The organism is Bacillus sp. KICET-3, from assembly GCF_033261025.1.
Lineage (GTDB): Bacteria > Bacillota > Bacilli > Bacillales > Bacillaceae > Bacillus > Bacillus sonorensis.
This window is the reverse complement of sequence record NZ_CP137345.1, coordinates 2574961-2591106: the sequence shown is the minus strand read 5'-3', so window position 1 is coordinate 2591106 and position 16146 is coordinate 2574961. Positions and strand designations below refer to the sequence as shown.

Genomic DNA, 16146 nt, shown 5'->3' with positions numbered 1-16146 from the left:
AAAGAAGCTTTCGCGCCATGCGCGGAAGCTCTTTTTTTATAAGAACCGATATCATAAGGCGGCGATTTTCATGAGCACTGGATGGAGTCACTTTCTCAAAAAAGCAAAAGACCGATGTACATCGGCCTTTTCATTCTACCAGAAAAATAAGCCCGCAAGTGCGACACCGGCGATTAAACCGAGTCCGAGTCCGTAAACAGGGCCCCAGCCCCACCAGCCGCCGTAATATCCATAGCCGTAGCCCGGAGCGCCTCTTCTGATCATCGGGGCGATAAATACTTTATTTGGCGACACACGGACAATTCTGCCGACATGGACGCGGCCTGTTTTGTCCGTGATTCTGGCCACTTTGCCGATGTTCTGATGACAAAATCTATAGTAGCGTTCCATTTACATGCTCCTTCCATCATCTAGTATATTCTCTATTCAGCATATGACAGGATTGCTAGAAAAGGGTGGACGAAAGAAGGAGGACAAATGATGGTTTATTGGCCGCACACAAAAATAATAGGATGAAGAGAATCCTGATATTTTGCCAGCAGCCGCTGATGTTTTTCCATTGTTTGATAGGATTTTTCTGGAATGACCTCCGACAGATCCATCTCTGTGACGGCTTCATCAATATCGGTTTCTTCCAAGGAGGAGCTGATTATCTCAATCTGTGAAAAGCCGCCTTCGCGGAGTACGCCCATCCATTCGTCTTTTGTGTACAAAGCGGTGAATCCGTAAAAATCACAGATTTCTTGTTTTTCTTCTTTTGAAAGGCTGTCGTCTGCAAGAGTTACTTCAATACAGATCAGCTTGCCGTCGGGCTCAAGTATCCGGCGGATTTCTGCCAATGATAAGTCAAGGTGTGTGAAGCTTAATACCGATTCTGACAATACATATCCAAAGCTGTCAGGCTGAAAAGGGGTCTCTTCGATTTGAGTGTGAACAACAGGGATGGATAATCCTTCATCTGCAAATCTTTTTTTCGCCTTATCAAGCATGACCGCATCTGAATCAAGAGCTGTCACCGAAAACAGAAGCTGGCCTAAATAAGCGGCGGTTTGGCCTGTGCCGCAGCCGGCATCAAGAATCGGACGTTCCGGGTCGATATCGGCTTTTGCGAGAACGGCTTTTGTCAGCGCCATCCCGCCCGGATGTGCGCCGGAAACTCCGAAATAAGCCAGCATGTCTAAATAATCGCTCAAAATAAAATCCCTCCTTTTTGTATGCATATGCGAAAAAAATGAAACCGTTTATCGAAAGCCGCTTTTCAAGTGATCCGAGTTGACGAATAAAGAATCGTCCGTGATAATATGGTAAGAAGAAAAGGTGGTGTTCGTTTGAAACAGCAGGTTAAGCTCTTTTTGATTGTACTGGTTACCGCCGTCGCAGCCTCGGCGCTTACGCTTTTTATCGTGGGCAAAGGAAACGGCGGGTCAGCATATTCCACGGCAGACAGCGGAAAATTTGAAAAGCTGATGGCGGCCTATGACAAAATCAAGAGTGACTATTACAAACAAGCAGATGATGAAAAACTGACAGACGGAGCGATTAAAGGAATGCTTGAGGCTTTGGGGGATCCGTATTCTACATACATGGATAAAAAAGAAGCAGCATCCTTTGAAGAAAGCATTACCTCTTCATTTGAAGGGATCGGCGCCCAAGTCGAAGAAAAAAATGGACAAATCTTAATTGTCGCGCCAATAAAAGGCTCTCCCGCAGAAAAAGCGGGCTTAAAGCCGCATGACGAAATTCAGAAAGTAGACGGAAAAAGCGTCAAAGGAAAGACGGTCAATGAAGCGACAGCTATGATCCGCGGCGAAAAAGGCACAAGCGTCAAGCTGGTGTTGAACAGGGAAGGCGTCGGTCAAATCAATGTCACCATTAAGCGGGATACAATTCCGATTGAAACGGTTTACTCGAAAATGATCGACGGCAATATCGGCGAAATCCAAATCACGTCATTCTCCGAAAATACGGCAAAAGAATTGACCAAAGCCATTGACGATTTGACTGAAAAAGGAGCGGAAAGTTTCGTATTAGACCTCAGAGGAAATCCCGGAGGCTTAATGGACCAGGCGATTGCCATGAGCAACCTGTTTGTCGACAAAGGCAAAACGATCATGCAGGTTGAAACGAAAAACGGCAAAAAAGAAGTGTACAAAGCCGAGAATGACCGCAAAGTGAACAAGCCGACCGTTGTACTCGTAAACGGAGGAACGGCGAGCGCCGCGGAAATCATGGCCGCTGCACTTCATCAGTCTTCAGGCATCCCGATTGTCGGAGAAAAAACATTCGGCAAAGGAACCGTGCAAAATGCGGAAAACTTCTCAGACGGATCTACTGTCAAGCTGACGATTGCCAAATGGCTGACGCCGAACGGAGACTGGATTCACGAAAAAGGCATCAAGCCTCAATACAAAGCTGAGCTCCCCGGCTATGCCAAACTGCCGTATCTCGATCCAAAGAAAAAGTATCAGTCAGGCAGCACGGGAGACGAAGTGAAAGTTGCGCAGCAAATGCTGGAGGCGCTCGGATACAATGTAAAACCGACAGGCTCGTTCGACGATCAGACAGCAATAGCCGTGAAAGCTTTCCAACGCGATCAAAAGCTGAAAACGACCGGCGTCATCACCGGAGAAACAACGACCGGGATGACAGTCAAGCTTCAGGATAAGCTTTCGAAAAATGATACGCAATTAAATAAAGCAATTGAGATTCTCAAAAAGGAACAATAATCAAAACCCTTACGCCCGGAAGAGGCGTAAGGGTTTTTTGATCAGGCGCTTGTTTGGACGTTTTTCTTTTGTTCAAACAGATAGCTGATAACGGAATTCGATTTTACATGTTTCACGAACAGCGGATTAAGGATGACGACAGACAGCAGATTGGCCGCCAGCCCCCAGAAGCCCTCGTAAATCCCGAAAGACGTCTTTGTCAGATAGACCGTAAATGTTACGGCAAGGCCAACCAAAAGCCCAATGATGGTCGCTTCTTTTGTCTGATTCCTCCAGAATAAACTGATGACGATCGCCGGAAAAATCTGCACCATGCCGGACACTCCGAGCAGCTGCAGTGTGACGAGTGCCGTTGGGAAAAGCATGCCGAACAAAAGCGCAAGCCCGATGACGACAAACACCATTGAACGGGTGATCAGCGTCAATTTGCTTCCCGCCACACTAGGATTGATTAAATCGCGGTACAAATTATTGGCAAACAGGTTGGAAGCGCCAATCGCCATAATCGAACACGGGATGAGACTCGCCAGGGCGATGGTCGAATAGGCAAGCCCTTGTGTAACGCCTCCGTAAGAGCTTTGAATCAAATAAAGCAAGGCGAGCCTTGGATTGATATTGTCCGGAAGAACGAGGAATGCGATAAACCCGAGAAAAATCACCAAAATCAGCACAATATTGTAAAGCGGCAGAAACATGCTGTTTTTCCTGAGTGCATCGGCGCTGTTCGCCGTGAAAACGCCTGTTGCCGCATGCGCCCACATAAATAAAGCGAGTGCGGATACAATGGAAGCCGTAATAAACCAGGCGATTCCTTTCGGCCCGTCCGCAGGGATCGTCAGCATGTGCGGCGCTTCACTTGCCAATTTTTCGACCATCGGCGTCCAGCCGTTAAAATGGATGAGCGGCAATGAGACGACCATAAACAGCATCATCACCCAAACTAAAATGTCTTTAATAATGGCTGTATATGTAGGGCCTTTGATGCCGCTGAAAAACGTATAAAGCGCAACAAGAATGAAAGAGATGATGACGACCGCTTTGACGTTAATGTAGCCTGTTCCCGCCACCTGTAGCGTATCCTGAATGCCGCTGAGCTGAAGGCAGATGTACGGAATGAGCATGAGAACCCCGACGATGGCGACAAGCGAGGACAGCAGTTTGCTGTTGAAGCGTTCCCTCGCGTAATCGGCAAGCGTCGTCAATTGATGAACCTTCGCGACATGCCAGATTTTCGGCAGAAAGAAGTAGGCGATGAAATAGGCCAAAACCGAATAAGGAATCGCAAAAAAAGCCACGCTTCCGCTCGTAAAAGCCGTGCTTGTCAATCCTAAAAACGTGTAGGCCGTGTATAAATCGGCGCCGACGAGAAACCAGACGAGCAGCCCGCCAAACCGCCTGCCTCCGACAGACCATTCTTCAACCGATGTGCGCGACTGCTTGTTGCTGCCGGCAAGAAATCCAATGCAGACAACGGCCAGAATAATGCCCGCCGTTATCAATAGCGCTGTTAAATTACCCTGCATCATTCATAACCTCCGTTTTTCTTCTCGATCTTGTAAATCAAAAATGTGATCAGCGGTGTCAGCACGATCCACAGCACCAGCCAAAAATGGAAGAATGGAAGCCCGATCAAGATCGGCTCGATCCGGTTAACATACGGCAGCAAGACAAGCTGTCCGATAAAAGGGGTGATAAATAGAATGAAAATAAAAAACCGTTTATTCACCTTGTTTCCTCCTTGAACGATTTTAATGTTCATTATCATAGCAGTTGTCAGATTTAATCACAAGATAATTATTAGAAAAAAGTGATTTTTTAAATTATTAAAACAATACTTCCGCCTTGCGAAAAAGAAAAAATAACATTACAATAATGAATATCTTGAATTCGAGATAAAAAGGAGAATCATCATGAAAACAGAAGGACTTCACCATGTTACGGCATTTGCGAAAAATCCTAAGGTGAATTTGGCATTTTACACGGAAGTTTTGGGGCTCCGCCTCGTAAAAAAAACGGTAAATTTTGATGATCCCGGCACTTATCATTTTTATTTCGGAAATGAAACCGGCGATCCCGGGACCATTTTAACGTTCTTTCCATTCCAGGGCAGCATGAAGGGCACGGTCGGGAACGGACAAGCGGGAAGAATTGATTTGGCGGTGCCGAAGGGCGCGCTTACCTTCTGGAAAAGGCGGCTTGAAGGCCTTGGCATCGCTGTTCGCGAAACCGAGCTCTTCCAAGAAAAAGTGCTCCTTTTTCAAGATGCGGAAGAGCTTCAGCTTTCCATCACAGAAGCCGGAGAAAGCGGACAAAGCACATGGGAAGCCGCAGGTATCCCGCGGCATTATGCGATTATTGGCATGAAAGGCGTTACATTGAACAGCCACCGTCCGGAGGCGACGATCAGCTTTTTGGAGGAGCAATTCGGCTATCGGAAAAAGGGCGAAGACGGGGATTGCGTCCGGCTGGAATCGGGCGGAACAATCGGAAACCGCTTGGATGTCAAAATCAACGGACAAACGAGGGGGACAGGCGGTTACGGAACGATTCACCATGTTGCGTTCAGAACGAATCATAAAGATCAACAAGAATGGAAAAGGCTGCTGAACGCAAGCGGGTTTTCTACATCAGAGGTTCTTGACCGGCAATATTTTACGTCCATCTACTTCAGGGAGAAAGGCGGGATCTTATTTGAAATGGCGACGGACGGACCGGGCTTTCTTGTCGACGAAGACCCCGCGGCTCTCGGAACAGCATTGAAGCTTCCGGATTGGCTTGAACAGCACAGGCGTCAAATCGAAGGCGTTCTTCCAAAATGGGAATAGGAGTGACTACATGTGAACCATATTTTTGAAAGAGGGACATCAGATACTACCCTTCTGCTATTGCACGGAACAGGAGGAAACGAACACGATCTTCTGCCAATCGGCCGCATGATTGATCCCCGCGCCAATTTGCTCGGCGTCAGGGGAAATGTGTTGGAAAATGGCATGCCGCGCTTTTTTAAGCGATTAAGAGAAGGCGTTTTTGATGTGGAAGATTTGATTGAAAGAACGGATGAGCTGAAAGCCTTTCTCGATCAAGCGGCAAAAGAGCTTGAGTTTGACAGGGGGCAGGTAGTGGCCGTCGGTTACTCAAATGGCGCAAATATCGCCGGAGGCTTGCTGTTTCGCCACAAACAGGTGCTGAAAGGAGCCATTTTGCATCACCCGATGGTTCCGTTCAGAAACGCCGCGCTTCCCGATATGACGGGGGTACCGGTTTTCATCGGCGCCGGGAAGATGGATCCGCTTTGCCCGCCGGAAGAAACAAATGAGCTTGAAGACTTATTCAAAAGCGCCGGAGCCGATGTGCTGCTTCACTGGGAGGACGGCGGCCATCAGCTTGCGCGCAGGGAAATGGAACAGGCAAAAAGCTGGTATGAAACATATATAATAGCATAAAAATAAACCTTAGCCTTAAAAGGGCTAAGGTTTTAAACATTTTACAGCCATGTTGACACTTCTGATACTTCGAAGCGGCTGCTTTTATGAGCCGGTTTAACCGGTTTTCCGATCGAAATCAGCATGACCGGTACATAGCGCTCATCAATCGCGAATTCTTTAACAAATGCTTCTTTGTCAAAGCCTCCCATCGCACATGTATCATAGCCTTTTGCTTTCGCTGCGATCATCAGCTGCATAGCTGCGAGCGACGCGTTGGTGAAAGCGGCGTCTCTGGCAAATGCGCTGCTTTGATATGCCCCGTTAATTTGGGAGAGCAGCGTGTTTTTAATGTCTTCCGTCATATATCCGGCTTCAGTTAAAGGACCGTAGACAGCTTCACCGTTCAAGTTAGCCTTGAGATCTCCCAAAACAGCGACAACCGCAGATGCTTGTGACACTTGTTTTTGATTGTAGGCGATTGGCAGCAGTCTGTCTTTTGATTCCTGGCTGTGGAATACGGTAAAATGCCAATGCTGAAGGTTCCAGGCGGACGGAGCTTTTGTCGTAATGCGCAGCAGCTCTGTCAGTTCCTCTTTTGAAATAGCGGCGTTTGTGTCATATTCTTTAATCGAAGTGCGTTCTGTCAATACCTTAATCATGTTGTTTTCTGATGCAGTCATGTGACTTCCTCCTTTGGGCTAAACGTGTTATGATAGAATAAGACAAAAAGTTAGAAACTTACTTTTTGTAACTTTAATGAGTATTCTAATGTTTCAATTTATATTTGTCAACTGGATATGGAGGGGTGAGAGAATTGGGGTTTACAATGTGTCCTAAAATGGAGGCCGCCTTTTCTTTGCTCGGCAAACGATGGAATGGACTGATTATTCATGTGTTATTGGATGGACCAAAACGATTTAAAGATTTAACTGAGATGATACCGATGATCAGCCAAAAAATGCTGGCTGAACGTTTAAAAGAATTGGAACACGGCGGAATCGTCGAACGTCAGGTTCTTCCTGAAACGCCGGTGAAAGTCATTTATCAATTGACGAAAAAAGGAACGGCGCTGGAACCTGTTTTGCAGGAAATACAAAAATGGGCCGAGCATCATTGTGATTCAGAAGGGGGCGGGCAGTGATGAACGAAAAAAAAGCCGCCGTTATCACCGGAGGCGCCGGGGGAATCGGAAAGGAACTTGTCAAAGCATACGCGGAAAAAGGCTATGACGTGCTGTTTGCCGACATTTTACATGAACAAGGCGGTCAATTGCAAAAGGAGCTGTCCGCATCAGGCTTGCAGGTCCGGTTTGTACACGCGGATATTTCCGATGAAGAGGATGTAAAGCGTTTAATGGATGAGGCTGTCAAGGACGGCCGTTCGCTTTCTGTCCTGATTAATAATGCGGGGAAATCAGCATGGAAATCACCGTATGATTTGACAGCCGATGAATGGGACGATGTCTTGAACACCAATTTGAAAAGCGTGTTTCTCTGCTCAAGAGAGGCCGCCAAAAAGATGAGGGGAAACGAAAATGGAGGCGCGATTGTCAATATGGCTTCGACAAGAGCCTTTATGTCTGAACCGAACAGTGAAGCATATGCCGCGTCCAAAGGGGGAATCATCGCTTTGACCCATGCATTGGCCGCTTCCTTAAGCAAGGATTCGATCGTGGTCAACAGCATTGCTCCGGGGTGGATCGAAACAGAACATTATGAAGATTTGCGGAAAAAAGATCATGAGCAGCATTTTTCAAACAGAGTCGGACGTCCGCTTGATATTGTCAAGGCATGCTTTTTTTTAACCGATCCGGACAACAGGTTTGTTACCGGCACGAACATAACGGTTGACGGCGGAATGACCAAAAAAATGATGTATGAAGAATAGCACAGAGCCCAAGCGTTTCCCGACTTTATGAATACCTTGACTATAGGCAGACATAAAGGAGGATAAATGCCGATGAACCCTCATATGTTTTATGGATACATGAGATCCAATCCAGCCGGTTATCCGGCAAGATCCCCGTTTTTCTGGGGTTTTGGAGCGCCCTTGGTTGGCGGCCTATTGGGCGGATTTCTTGGAAGCGCGCTTTTTAACTACCCGAGGCCGTACGCATACCCGCAGCCTTATGCGGGCTATGGCGGAGCGCCATATTACGGAGGAGCACCCGGACTTTACGGACCCGCCTCGTTCGGAGCGGCGCCTTACAAAGGTTTTCCTGGCGGAGCTCCATACGGAGGAGCAGCACCCGGCTACTGATCAAAAATGAAGCATTTTTCTAAATGATGAATAAGAAACGGCGGTCCAAAGCCGGAGGTTGTCCTCCTTTGACCGCCGTTTCGTATTGTCTGCTTTACTTAGTCAGGAAACTGTACTTTACCGGACACCATGTATGCCTGCGATGTCCCATTTTCAGGAAGCTTCGGTATCGTGTCTTTCACAACTTTCCCGCGGATGTCGGTGATTCTGACCTTTAGAGAGCCTGTCCCCAAATCGGTGCTGACGAAATGGTTGTAGTCCGTTTTCTCCATGTTGATCCATTTGCCGCCTTTGTAGTATTCCATTTTCATGACCGGATATTTGTGGTTTCTGACTTGGATCGCCGCCCACCAACGGCTGCTGCCTTCTTTAATCCGGTATGTGAAATTGCCTTTGATCGGCGCTTTGACGACCCGCCATTTAATGTTGATTTTTCCGTCTTTCATATCGCCGATTTTGCGGAAGGCATTAGGCGAAAGGTCGAGGGCTCCTGGTGCGCCTTCAGGATACAGGTCGGTAACATAGACGGTCGTTTTTCCTTTCGGCCCTTCTACTTCAAGATAGGCGCCGGCCAGAGCGGCTTTTACTCCGCGGTAATTAAGGTCTGTCGGGTTTAATGCCGTGATCTCCATATCGGAAGGAATCGGGTCAAGAAGCAAAGCCCCTCCTGAATAGCCTGATCCTGTATAGGTTGCATAACCTTTGTGCAGGTCGTTGTATGCAGCCGAAGCTTGCGGAGAAAAACAAAGGATCATCAATATCATCGCGCTGATAAGTGTGCTGATCTTCTTTTTCATATACATCCTCCTTCAATATAGGTTTCAAATGAGAACCATTATCATTATATTAATCAATCAATGCGGATTGAAAGAGGAAATAGATACATAGATTTTTTAAGGCGGATTGACTACAATACAGGGTTCATAGGACATGGTCTCACCGGATGAGGCAAATAGGATGATAGAGTTCCATCCGAGTGTTAATATGTATTATTGGAGAGCCTTGAAGGGAGAACGGCGCTTTTTTGTACGGATGACAAAGAAAAACAGCCCGTTTTTAAAACCGGGCCGTTTTCAAAACGTGATCTCGACTTCAGAGAGGCTGAAGTCTTCGTTTTTCAAAAACATCACCTCTAAAATGCCGTCCTGAAATACGGCCTTTGTACCTTTTTTCCGTACAAGAGAGGGAAGAATGACTTTTTTTTGCCGCCCTGCTTCAGGGTAATTTTCTATGATCAGGGTTTGTGAAGTATGTTTAATTTTCAGGGGGTTAAGCTGATCTCTAGTAAGCGGAATTTTAACAAATACGTGACTTGTTGTTTCAAACATGTCAATCGGTTCGGTTTCATCTGCCGCCGGTGTTTCTTTTGCGAGAGGGTCACGAAAAGGAAACTGAGCCGTATACCCCGGTCCAAAAACGCTTTTCATCACTTGGCTGATATAATGTTCAACATCTTTCGGGTCGGCGTTTCTAACGCCGTCCTTTGAAAATTGCTGCTGAAATGGAAAAAAGCGCTGCCAATCAAACACGATCACACTTCCTTTCACATAGACGGTACAGTATATGCCTTTTATGTGAAAAGCGTGCGAAGTGATGATAGAAGAAAGGAAGAGAATGGACTTATGAATCAATCAACTCACATGAAAGGGATTTATTATACAGCATGCTCTTATATATTGTGGGGGCTGCTCCCTTTATACTGGAAATTGCTCGATCATATAGGCGCGCTTGACATACTGGCTCACCGCATGATCTGGTCGTTTGTCTTTATGTGCGGGGTACTGCTGTTTTTGCGGCAATGGAAAGGCGGGATGAAGGCATTCCGTTCGCTGCTGAAAAACAGAAAAGCCCTCATTCCGCTTGTATTTTCCGCCGTGTTGATCACAATCAATTGGTATGTGTACATATGGGCAGTCAATCACGGCTTTATCCTTGAAGCGAGTCTCGGCTATTATATCAATCCGCTTGTTTCCATTTTGCTCGGGATCGTTTTTTTAAAGGAAAAGCTGTCGCGAATGCAGGCAGCCGCGGTTCTCATTGCAGCCGCTGGTGTGTTGATTTCCGCATTTCAGTACGGTTCTGTGCCGTACATCGCGCTTATACTGGCTTTCAGCTTCGGACTCTACGGATTGGCCAAAAAAAGGACGTCGCTCACAAGCGCTGTCGGACTTACACTGGAAACCATGCTGATTGCGCCGGTCGCTCTCATTTATTTGTTGTTCTTTAGCGGGCAAGGGCATTCACAGGCCGCATCCATGAGCATTGGAACGATGGCGCTGCTGTTTATGGCCGGCGTGCTGACAGCCATTCCGCTCCTTCTCTTTGCAGAAGGAGCGAAAAAGCTCCCGCTCTATCAGGTCGGAATTTTACAGTATATCGCGCCTACCATCACGCTATTCTTAGGTGTTTTTGTCTATCATGAACCGTTCAGCAGCGCAAAAGCGTTCACTTTTTCCTGCATTTGGGCGGCGCTGATTTTGTTTACTCTGTCCCAGTTCAAATGGAAAAAGCAGTCAAAGGTCATTCTGAAAAGAAAAAATTCCTATCATTCATAAGCCCTTTTTCTTTTCAATAACCGCTGATTATGTATAATTAAACATTATTGAAGGATTCGGAGGTGGCCCGGCATGGCAAACGAACCCGAACTTTTTCAAGCTTATCTGACCCTCTGGAAAAACCGGACGATGAATGGAAAGGGGAAACAGGCGCTCAATCAAGCCATCGATGATGAACTGAATGACCTCAGAACCCATCCGAGACTCAGAAAAACGAGATGTGAAAAATATGTTCAATCCGTTCAGCGGATTACCAGCTCCGCGCTTGAAGCAGATCTAAAAGTGAAGCTGATTGAACGGCATACAGAACGTTTGCAAGTATTAACAAACAAAGAAAGCAGGGAGTAGCATGAAAGCAATTATAAAAGAAGATGTTCAAGCTTCTTTAGACACATTTTTACGTGAGCCTGTCTATATTCATTTAGAAACGACAACCGGATCATATTCGGCTCATAAAAATGAACAGAACATGACAGTGGTTGCGTTTATCCGAAATGCAAAAGTCGTCTGCTCCCGTGCGAAAATCACGGGAAACGGACCTTACCGCGCAGGCTTGAAAACAGAGGAAGGCTGGATTTACGCCGAGGGTCTCACCGATTATACGATTGATGGTGAAGGACGGCTGCTCCTCGCCGGTCATTTGCCTGGAGGCAAGCTCGCCATTTCACTTCAAATCAGCAAAAAGCCATTTGCAGTCTAAAAAGAAGGTGTTATAAATGAAAAAACATTTGCTTGTGATCCTCCCGCACCCTGATGATGAATCTTTCGGAGTGGCAGGGATGATCGCTTTAAACCGAAAAGAAAATATACCTGTGACATATGCTTGTCTCACCCTCGGAGAAATGGGCAGAAATATGGGAGATCCGCTCTTTGCCAACCGTGAGACGCTTCCTCTGCTTAGAAAGCAGGAATTGATGGATGCCTGCAAGGAAATGAACATTCAAGATTTGCGAATGCTCGGGCTCCGCGACAAAACACTCGAATTTGAAGATGAAGATCTATTGGCTGACAAAGTGGAAGCAGTAATCGATGATGTAAAACCGAGCCTGATTGTGACATTCTATCCCGGCCACGGCGTCCATCCAGACCATGACGCCTGCGGAGCGGCGGTTATCCGTGCGCTGTCCCGGAAAAAGAAAGAAGACCGGCCGCGCGTGTTATGCATGGCGATCACCCATCATCGAGAAGAAGTATTAGGCAAGCCTGATGTTGTTCTTGATATTAAAGAAGTAGCCGATGTCAAAATGAACGCTTTAAAAGCGCACAAGTCACAGACAGGCGGCCTTCTCAAAGAGATTGAGAAAAAAATAGCGAACGGCGAGCCTGTCGTTGAAACATGGTTTGAAAAAGAAACATTTTGGACATATCAGTGGAACGATTAAAGGAAATATAAAAAAGGTATAGAGCGTTTCCGCTCTATACCTTTTTTTGACCGCTATCAGCCGTGCTGTCTGATCAAGCGGCTTTGAATGAGCCTGAGCCTGAGGAAAAGCCCTGCGGCTCCGGCTGCAAGCCCGGTGATCAATCCTATCCAGTATCCGTACGCCCCGAATGAAGTGTACGTACCAATGACAAAACCGGCAGGAAGCCCGATGATCCAGTAGGAGACAAGAGCGGTGACAAGCGTATAGTTGACGTCTTTATACCCTCTGAGCGCTCCTTGGATCGGTGCGGCGATGGCGTCTGAAAGCTGAAAAAACAAGGCATACAATAAGAAGTGCTTTGTCAGGTGCAGCACGTCGGGATCCCCCGTATACATTCCGGCAATCTGCTGTCTGAACAATAAAATGACAAAAGCGGTGAATAGCGAAAATCCAACCGCAATCGAGATGCCGAGGTAGCTGTAAGCCTTAGAATGCTCAAACCGTTTTGCGCCGGCTTCAAAACCGACGACGATCGTCAATGTCATTGAAACACTGAGCGGCAGCATATAAAGAAGCGATGCAAAATTCATCGCTGCCTGGTGGGAAGCGATCGTTACCGTGTCAAAGTGGCTCATCAGCAAGGTGACCGCAGCGAAAATGCTCGTTTCAAAGAAGATCGCAAAACCGATGGGCAAGCCGATTTTCAACAGCTTCAGACTTTCGGGCAAGGAAAATGAATAGAACGTCCCGAAAATCTTAAACTGGTAAAATGGCGTTTTTCGGTGAACGATCAATAAAGAAATCAGACATATGCACCAATACGTCAAACCGGAGGCCAATCCCGCGCCGGCTCCTCCCAATTTGGGAAATCCGAAGTTTCCGAAGATGAATAGATAATTGAGTACAAAATTAATAGGCAGGGCGCATAAGGTAATCAGCATCGTCACTCTCGTTTTGCCGAGAGAATCAATAAACGAACGCATAACGTTGTACACAAACAGCGGCAGGATGCCGATGCCAAGATATAATAAATACTGATGTGCGACGAGCGATACTTTATCCTCAAGCTGAAGTGTTTCCAGGATCGGATCGATTATGAAAAATCCGAAAAAAATGACCAGCAGGCTGAGGATCACCGCCACATAGATCGATTGAACCACAGTGTACGGCACATCTTTTTGCTGTTTGCCCCCCATTAATTGGGCGACAATAGGTGTCACAGCCGTCAAAATGCCCGCAAGCCCCGTATAGACAGGCGTCCACAAGCTCGACCCGATTGCAACGCCGGCGAGATCGGCAGCGCTGACCTTACCGGACATCACCGTGTCGAGAAACGTGATCAAAGACAATCCGGCCTGTGTAATTAAAATCGGGATTAAAATCGTTATAAACAGTTTTGCCTTTTCCTTTACATCCTTTGTTTCCCTCATCGTTGTTCCCCGTTTCTTTTGGATAACGAGAGAAATTATAACATGTTATGTATAAAATGCAATAAATGTCTGTTCAATCTTTTTTCGGATGTTTCGTTTTTTTAAACATCTGCACATATATAAATGAAAGAGAAATAACGCCAAGCAGGGAACATAAATATTGGAAACATTTTTGGATCACCATGTCGTCACCTCCTATGGCTTAAGATGTGATACAAAGGACGGAAGAATACATATAAAATGGAAAAAAATGATGTCCTGACAAACAATCGATTAAAGCCGAACTATGAAAGTTATCGGGAATTAAGACGTAAGGGTCTTTTTGCTCATCTTGAAATTAGCATTAACTAGGTTTTTCGGTATAGATTCATGTTTTCCGCTTTTTGAAGGCGGGTTTTTAATACTAAAAAATAAAAATGTAAAACGTCGGATGATCTAAATGAAAGATATGCCCTATTCCGGATGCTGGCAAAAAAAATGTATGATATAGTCAATTTGTGGTTTCAAGGAGGAATTTTATGATGAAAAATAGAATTGTATGGAGGAGCATGATCGAGAGTCTGCACCCGGATAACAGATGAGGATGATCGATTGGTGCCTAAGTTGCCCTCATTTGCTGCCGGATTCCCATCTATGGCCGGCCCGGCCATCAGCGGGTCTTGCCCAAGTCCAGCAAGCTTCGACCGACAAGCATCGATAAAAGCCGCATATAACCGCCGAAGACAGGCGCTTTTTCAGCCGGACTGTCCCATACATCTTTTCTGTATTTCCTTCAAACAGCTTTTACGGCGTTTCCTTCTTAGAAAATCAACACAATCAACATACCCGAAAAAACATCTTTGCGTTGCTATTGAAAAAATGGATTTATAAAAAACTATTAAAAAAAATCGAAATCAGCCGATACAAATCGTGAATTGCATTTTTGCTTAAGAACGAAAAGGGGGTCTCGTTCGCTTAAAGCAAGAGGTGATCACGTCACCCGCTTGGCAGGCGGACGGCGTTTTAAGCAAAGCAAGTGTAATGGATACATAGAGAGAAATAAAATTGAGGCGGGAGGTTAAAAGGTATGAAGAAGAAGATAGCAGTAGGTTTGGCGGCCTCTGCAGTAGTTGGAACTTCGTTGGCTGCGACACCGGCGGAAGCCCAGACAATCAAGGTGAAAAGCGGAGATTCCCTATGGAAGCTTTCAACAGAGTACAACACAAGCATTTCTGCACTGAAATCAGCCAACAATCTATCATCAACGGTCATTTATGTTGGACAAACCTTGGAAATTCCAGACGGAAAGGCAAAAAACAGCAACAAAAAATCAAGCAGCTCAAGCTCAAGTTCTGCAACAACGACTTACACCGTCAAATCAGGAGATTCTCTGTGGCTGATCGCCAGTGACTACAAAACGAGCGTCCAGGAGATCAAAAAGTTAAACGGCCTAAGCAGTGATATGATTTATCCGGGCCAGAAGCTTGTTGTTAAAGGAAAAGCAACGAGCTCAAGCTCAAGCAAGGGCAGCAAGTCGTCATCGTCAAGCTCAAGTTCGTCTTCGAAATCAAGCGGGTCAACGAGTTCAAGCAGCACGTACAAGGTCAAGCTGGGCGACTCTTTATGGAAAATCGCCAATCATTTGAATATGACCGTCGCCGAGATTAAAACGCTGAACAACTTGAAGTCGGATACGATTTATCCAAATCAAGTCCTGAAGGTAAAAGGGACTGCTTCAAGCGGAAGCAAAAAGCCGTCTTCCGGTTCGTCTTCAAGTTCTTCATCAGGGAAAACGGGCTCAAGCAGCGGTTCAAAAACGACGACTTATACCGTCAAGGCAGGCGATTCCTTATGGAAGATTGCAAACTCTATGAATGTGACCGTCCAAAGCATCAGAGAAGCCAACAACTTAAAGACTGATGTTATACAAGTCGGGCAAAAGCTGAAAATTTCCGGAGCGTCAAAATCAACGTCTTCAGGAAGCTCTTCGTCTAAAACGCCAAATACTTCATCAGGCATTTCACAAGGAACGAAGGTGGAACGAATGATTGCCGAAGCCGAAAATCAGCTTGGCGTTCCATACAGATGGGGAGGCAACAATCCTTCAGGTTTTGACTGCAGCGGTTTTATCTATTATGCGCTCAACAAAGTCACATCTGTTTCAAGACTGAGCGCAGCCGGATATTGGAGTATCATGACGCCTGTCAGCCAGCCTTCAAGAGGGGATTTCGTGTTCTTCTCTACATATAAGCCAGGTCCTTCCCATGTCGGCATTTACTTAGGCAGCGGAAAATTCATCAATGCCAATGATTCGGGAGTCAGCATCAGTGATATGAACAATTCTTATTGGAAGCAGCGCTATCTCGGTGCAAAGCGCTATTCTTTCTAAAAAAGCCATTTTTATGGCT

At 46.1% G+C, this 16146-nt stretch carries 19 protein-coding genes; 11 read left to right on the top strand and 8 right to left on the bottom strand.

Annotation, left to right across the window (positions count from 1 at the left end):
- Positions 1-135: 135 nt before the first annotated feature.
- Positions 136-390, bottom strand: a complete 255-nt coding sequence (locus tag R5H20_RS13150; protein ID WP_006636282.1) for a hypothetical protein — start codon at positions 388-390, stop codon at positions 136-138.
- A gap of 95 nt (positions 391-485) precedes the next feature.
- Entirely contained in the window at positions 486-1193 is a 708-nt protein-coding gene (locus R5H20_RS13145) for a class I SAM-dependent methyltransferase (protein WP_006636281.1), read from the bottom strand.
- A gap of 135 nt (positions 1194-1328) precedes the next feature.
- On the opposite strand from R5H20_RS13145, the gene R5H20_RS13140 reads away from it, so the two are divergent.
- Complete coding sequence (locus tag R5H20_RS13140) at positions 1329-2726, top strand: S41 family peptidase (RefSeq protein ID WP_006636280.1); 1398 nt, start codon at positions 1329-1331, stop codon at positions 2724-2726.
- Between the two features lie 41 nt (positions 2727-2767).
- On the opposite strand, the gene R5H20_RS13135 is transcribed toward R5H20_RS13140, so the two are convergent.
- Entirely contained in the window at positions 2768-4249 is a 1482-nt protein-coding gene (locus tag R5H20_RS13135) for a sodium:solute symporter family protein (protein WP_006636279.1), read from the bottom strand.
- A complete protein-coding gene (locus tag R5H20_RS13130) occupies positions 4249-4485 on the bottom strand; it encodes a DUF3311 domain-containing protein (RefSeq protein WP_206702757.1) in 237 nt (78 codons plus the stop codon). The genes R5H20_RS13135 and R5H20_RS13130 overlap by 1 nt, the downstream gene beginning before the upstream one ends.
- 151 nt (positions 4486-4636) lie before the next feature.
- Here R5H20_RS13130 and R5H20_RS13125 point away from each other — a divergent pair, with 151 nt between their 5' ends.
- The gene (locus R5H20_RS13125) at positions 4637-5551 is read left to right on the top strand and encodes a ring-cleaving dioxygenase (RefSeq protein ID WP_006636277.1); all 915 of its coding nucleotides are present in this window, start codon (positions 4637-4639) and stop codon (positions 5549-5551) included.
- 12 nt (positions 5552-5563) lie between these two features.
- Entirely contained in the window at positions 5564-6169 is a 606-nt protein-coding gene (locus R5H20_RS13120; protein ID WP_006636276.1) for an alpha/beta hydrolase, read from the top strand.
- A 41-nt stretch (positions 6170-6210) separates the two neighbouring features.
- On the opposite strand, the gene R5H20_RS13115 is transcribed toward R5H20_RS13120, so the two are convergent.
- Complete coding sequence (locus R5H20_RS13115; RefSeq protein ID WP_006636275.1) at positions 6211-6831, bottom strand: nitroreductase family protein; 621 nt, start codon at positions 6829-6831, stop codon at positions 6211-6213.
- Positions 6832-6965: 134 nt separating this feature from the next.
- Here R5H20_RS13115 and R5H20_RS13110 point away from each other — a divergent pair, with 134 nt between their 5' ends.
- From R5H20_RS13110 to R5H20_RS13100, 3 genes are all read left to right on the top strand, one after another.
- Positions 6966-7292 (top strand): transcriptional regulator YodB, encoded by a 327-nt coding sequence (locus tag R5H20_RS13110; protein WP_006636274.1) that lies wholly within the window; start codon positions 6966-6968, stop codon positions 7290-7292.
- Entirely contained in the window at positions 7292-8038 is a 747-nt protein-coding gene (locus R5H20_RS13105) for an SDR family oxidoreductase (RefSeq protein ID WP_006636273.1), read from the top strand. The genes R5H20_RS13110 and R5H20_RS13105 overlap by 1 nt, the downstream gene beginning before the upstream one ends.
- Before the next feature lie 72 nt (positions 8039-8110).
- Positions 8111-8410 carry a hypothetical protein gene (locus R5H20_RS13100; RefSeq protein ID WP_006636272.1) on the top strand — a complete coding sequence of 100 codons (300 nt, stop codon included), beginning with the start codon at positions 8111-8113 and terminating at the stop codon, positions 8408-8410.
- Between the two features lie 98 nt (positions 8411-8508).
- Here R5H20_RS13100 and R5H20_RS13095 read toward each other — a convergent pair whose 3' ends face one another.
- Together R5H20_RS13095 and R5H20_RS13090 are read right to left on the bottom strand one after the other, a co-directional pair.
- The gene (locus R5H20_RS13095; protein WP_006636271.1) at positions 8509-9207 is read right to left on the bottom strand and encodes an expansin ExlX; all 699 of its coding nucleotides are present in this window, start codon (positions 9205-9207) and stop codon (positions 8509-8511) included.
- A 276-nt stretch (positions 9208-9483) separates the two neighbouring features.
- Entirely contained in the window at positions 9484-9939 is a 456-nt protein-coding gene (locus R5H20_RS13090) for a hypothetical protein (protein ID WP_006636270.1), read from the bottom strand.
- A 93-nt stretch (positions 9940-10032) separates the two neighbouring features.
- On the opposite strand from R5H20_RS13090, the gene rarD reads away from it, so the two are divergent.
- From rarD to bshB2, 4 genes are all read left to right on the top strand, one after another.
- Positions 10033-10965 (top strand): EamA family transporter RarD, encoded by a 933-nt coding sequence (gene rarD, locus R5H20_RS13085; protein ID WP_006636269.1) that lies wholly within the window; start codon positions 10033-10035, stop codon positions 10963-10965.
- A 72-nt stretch (positions 10966-11037) separates the two neighbouring features.
- A complete protein-coding gene (locus R5H20_RS13080; RefSeq protein WP_006636268.1) occupies positions 11038-11313 on the top strand; it encodes a hypothetical protein in 276 nt (91 codons plus the stop codon).
- Position 11314: 1 nt separating this feature from the next.
- Complete coding sequence (locus R5H20_RS13075; protein WP_006636267.1) at positions 11315-11665, top strand: YojF family protein; 351 nt, start codon at positions 11315-11317, stop codon at positions 11663-11665.
- A gap of 16 nt (positions 11666-11681) precedes the next feature.
- Entirely contained in the window at positions 11682-12347 is a 666-nt protein-coding gene (gene bshB2 / locus R5H20_RS13070; protein WP_006636266.1) for a bacillithiol biosynthesis deacetylase BshB2, read from the top strand.
- Between the two features lie 56 nt (positions 12348-12403).
- On the opposite strand, the gene R5H20_RS13065 is transcribed toward bshB2, so the two are convergent.
- Positions 12404-13759 carry an MATE family efflux transporter gene (locus R5H20_RS13065; protein ID WP_006636265.1) on the bottom strand — a complete coding sequence of 452 codons (1356 nt, stop codon included), beginning with the start codon at positions 13757-13759 and terminating at the stop codon, positions 12404-12406.
- 1066 nt (positions 13760-14825) lie between these two features.
- Between R5H20_RS13065 and R5H20_RS13060 the strand changes: the two genes are divergently transcribed.
- The gene (locus R5H20_RS13060) at positions 14826-16127 is read left to right on the top strand and encodes a C40 family peptidase (protein ID WP_006636263.1); all 1302 of its coding nucleotides are present in this window, start codon (positions 14826-14828) and stop codon (positions 16125-16127) included.
- Positions 16128-16146: the final 19 nt, after the last annotated feature.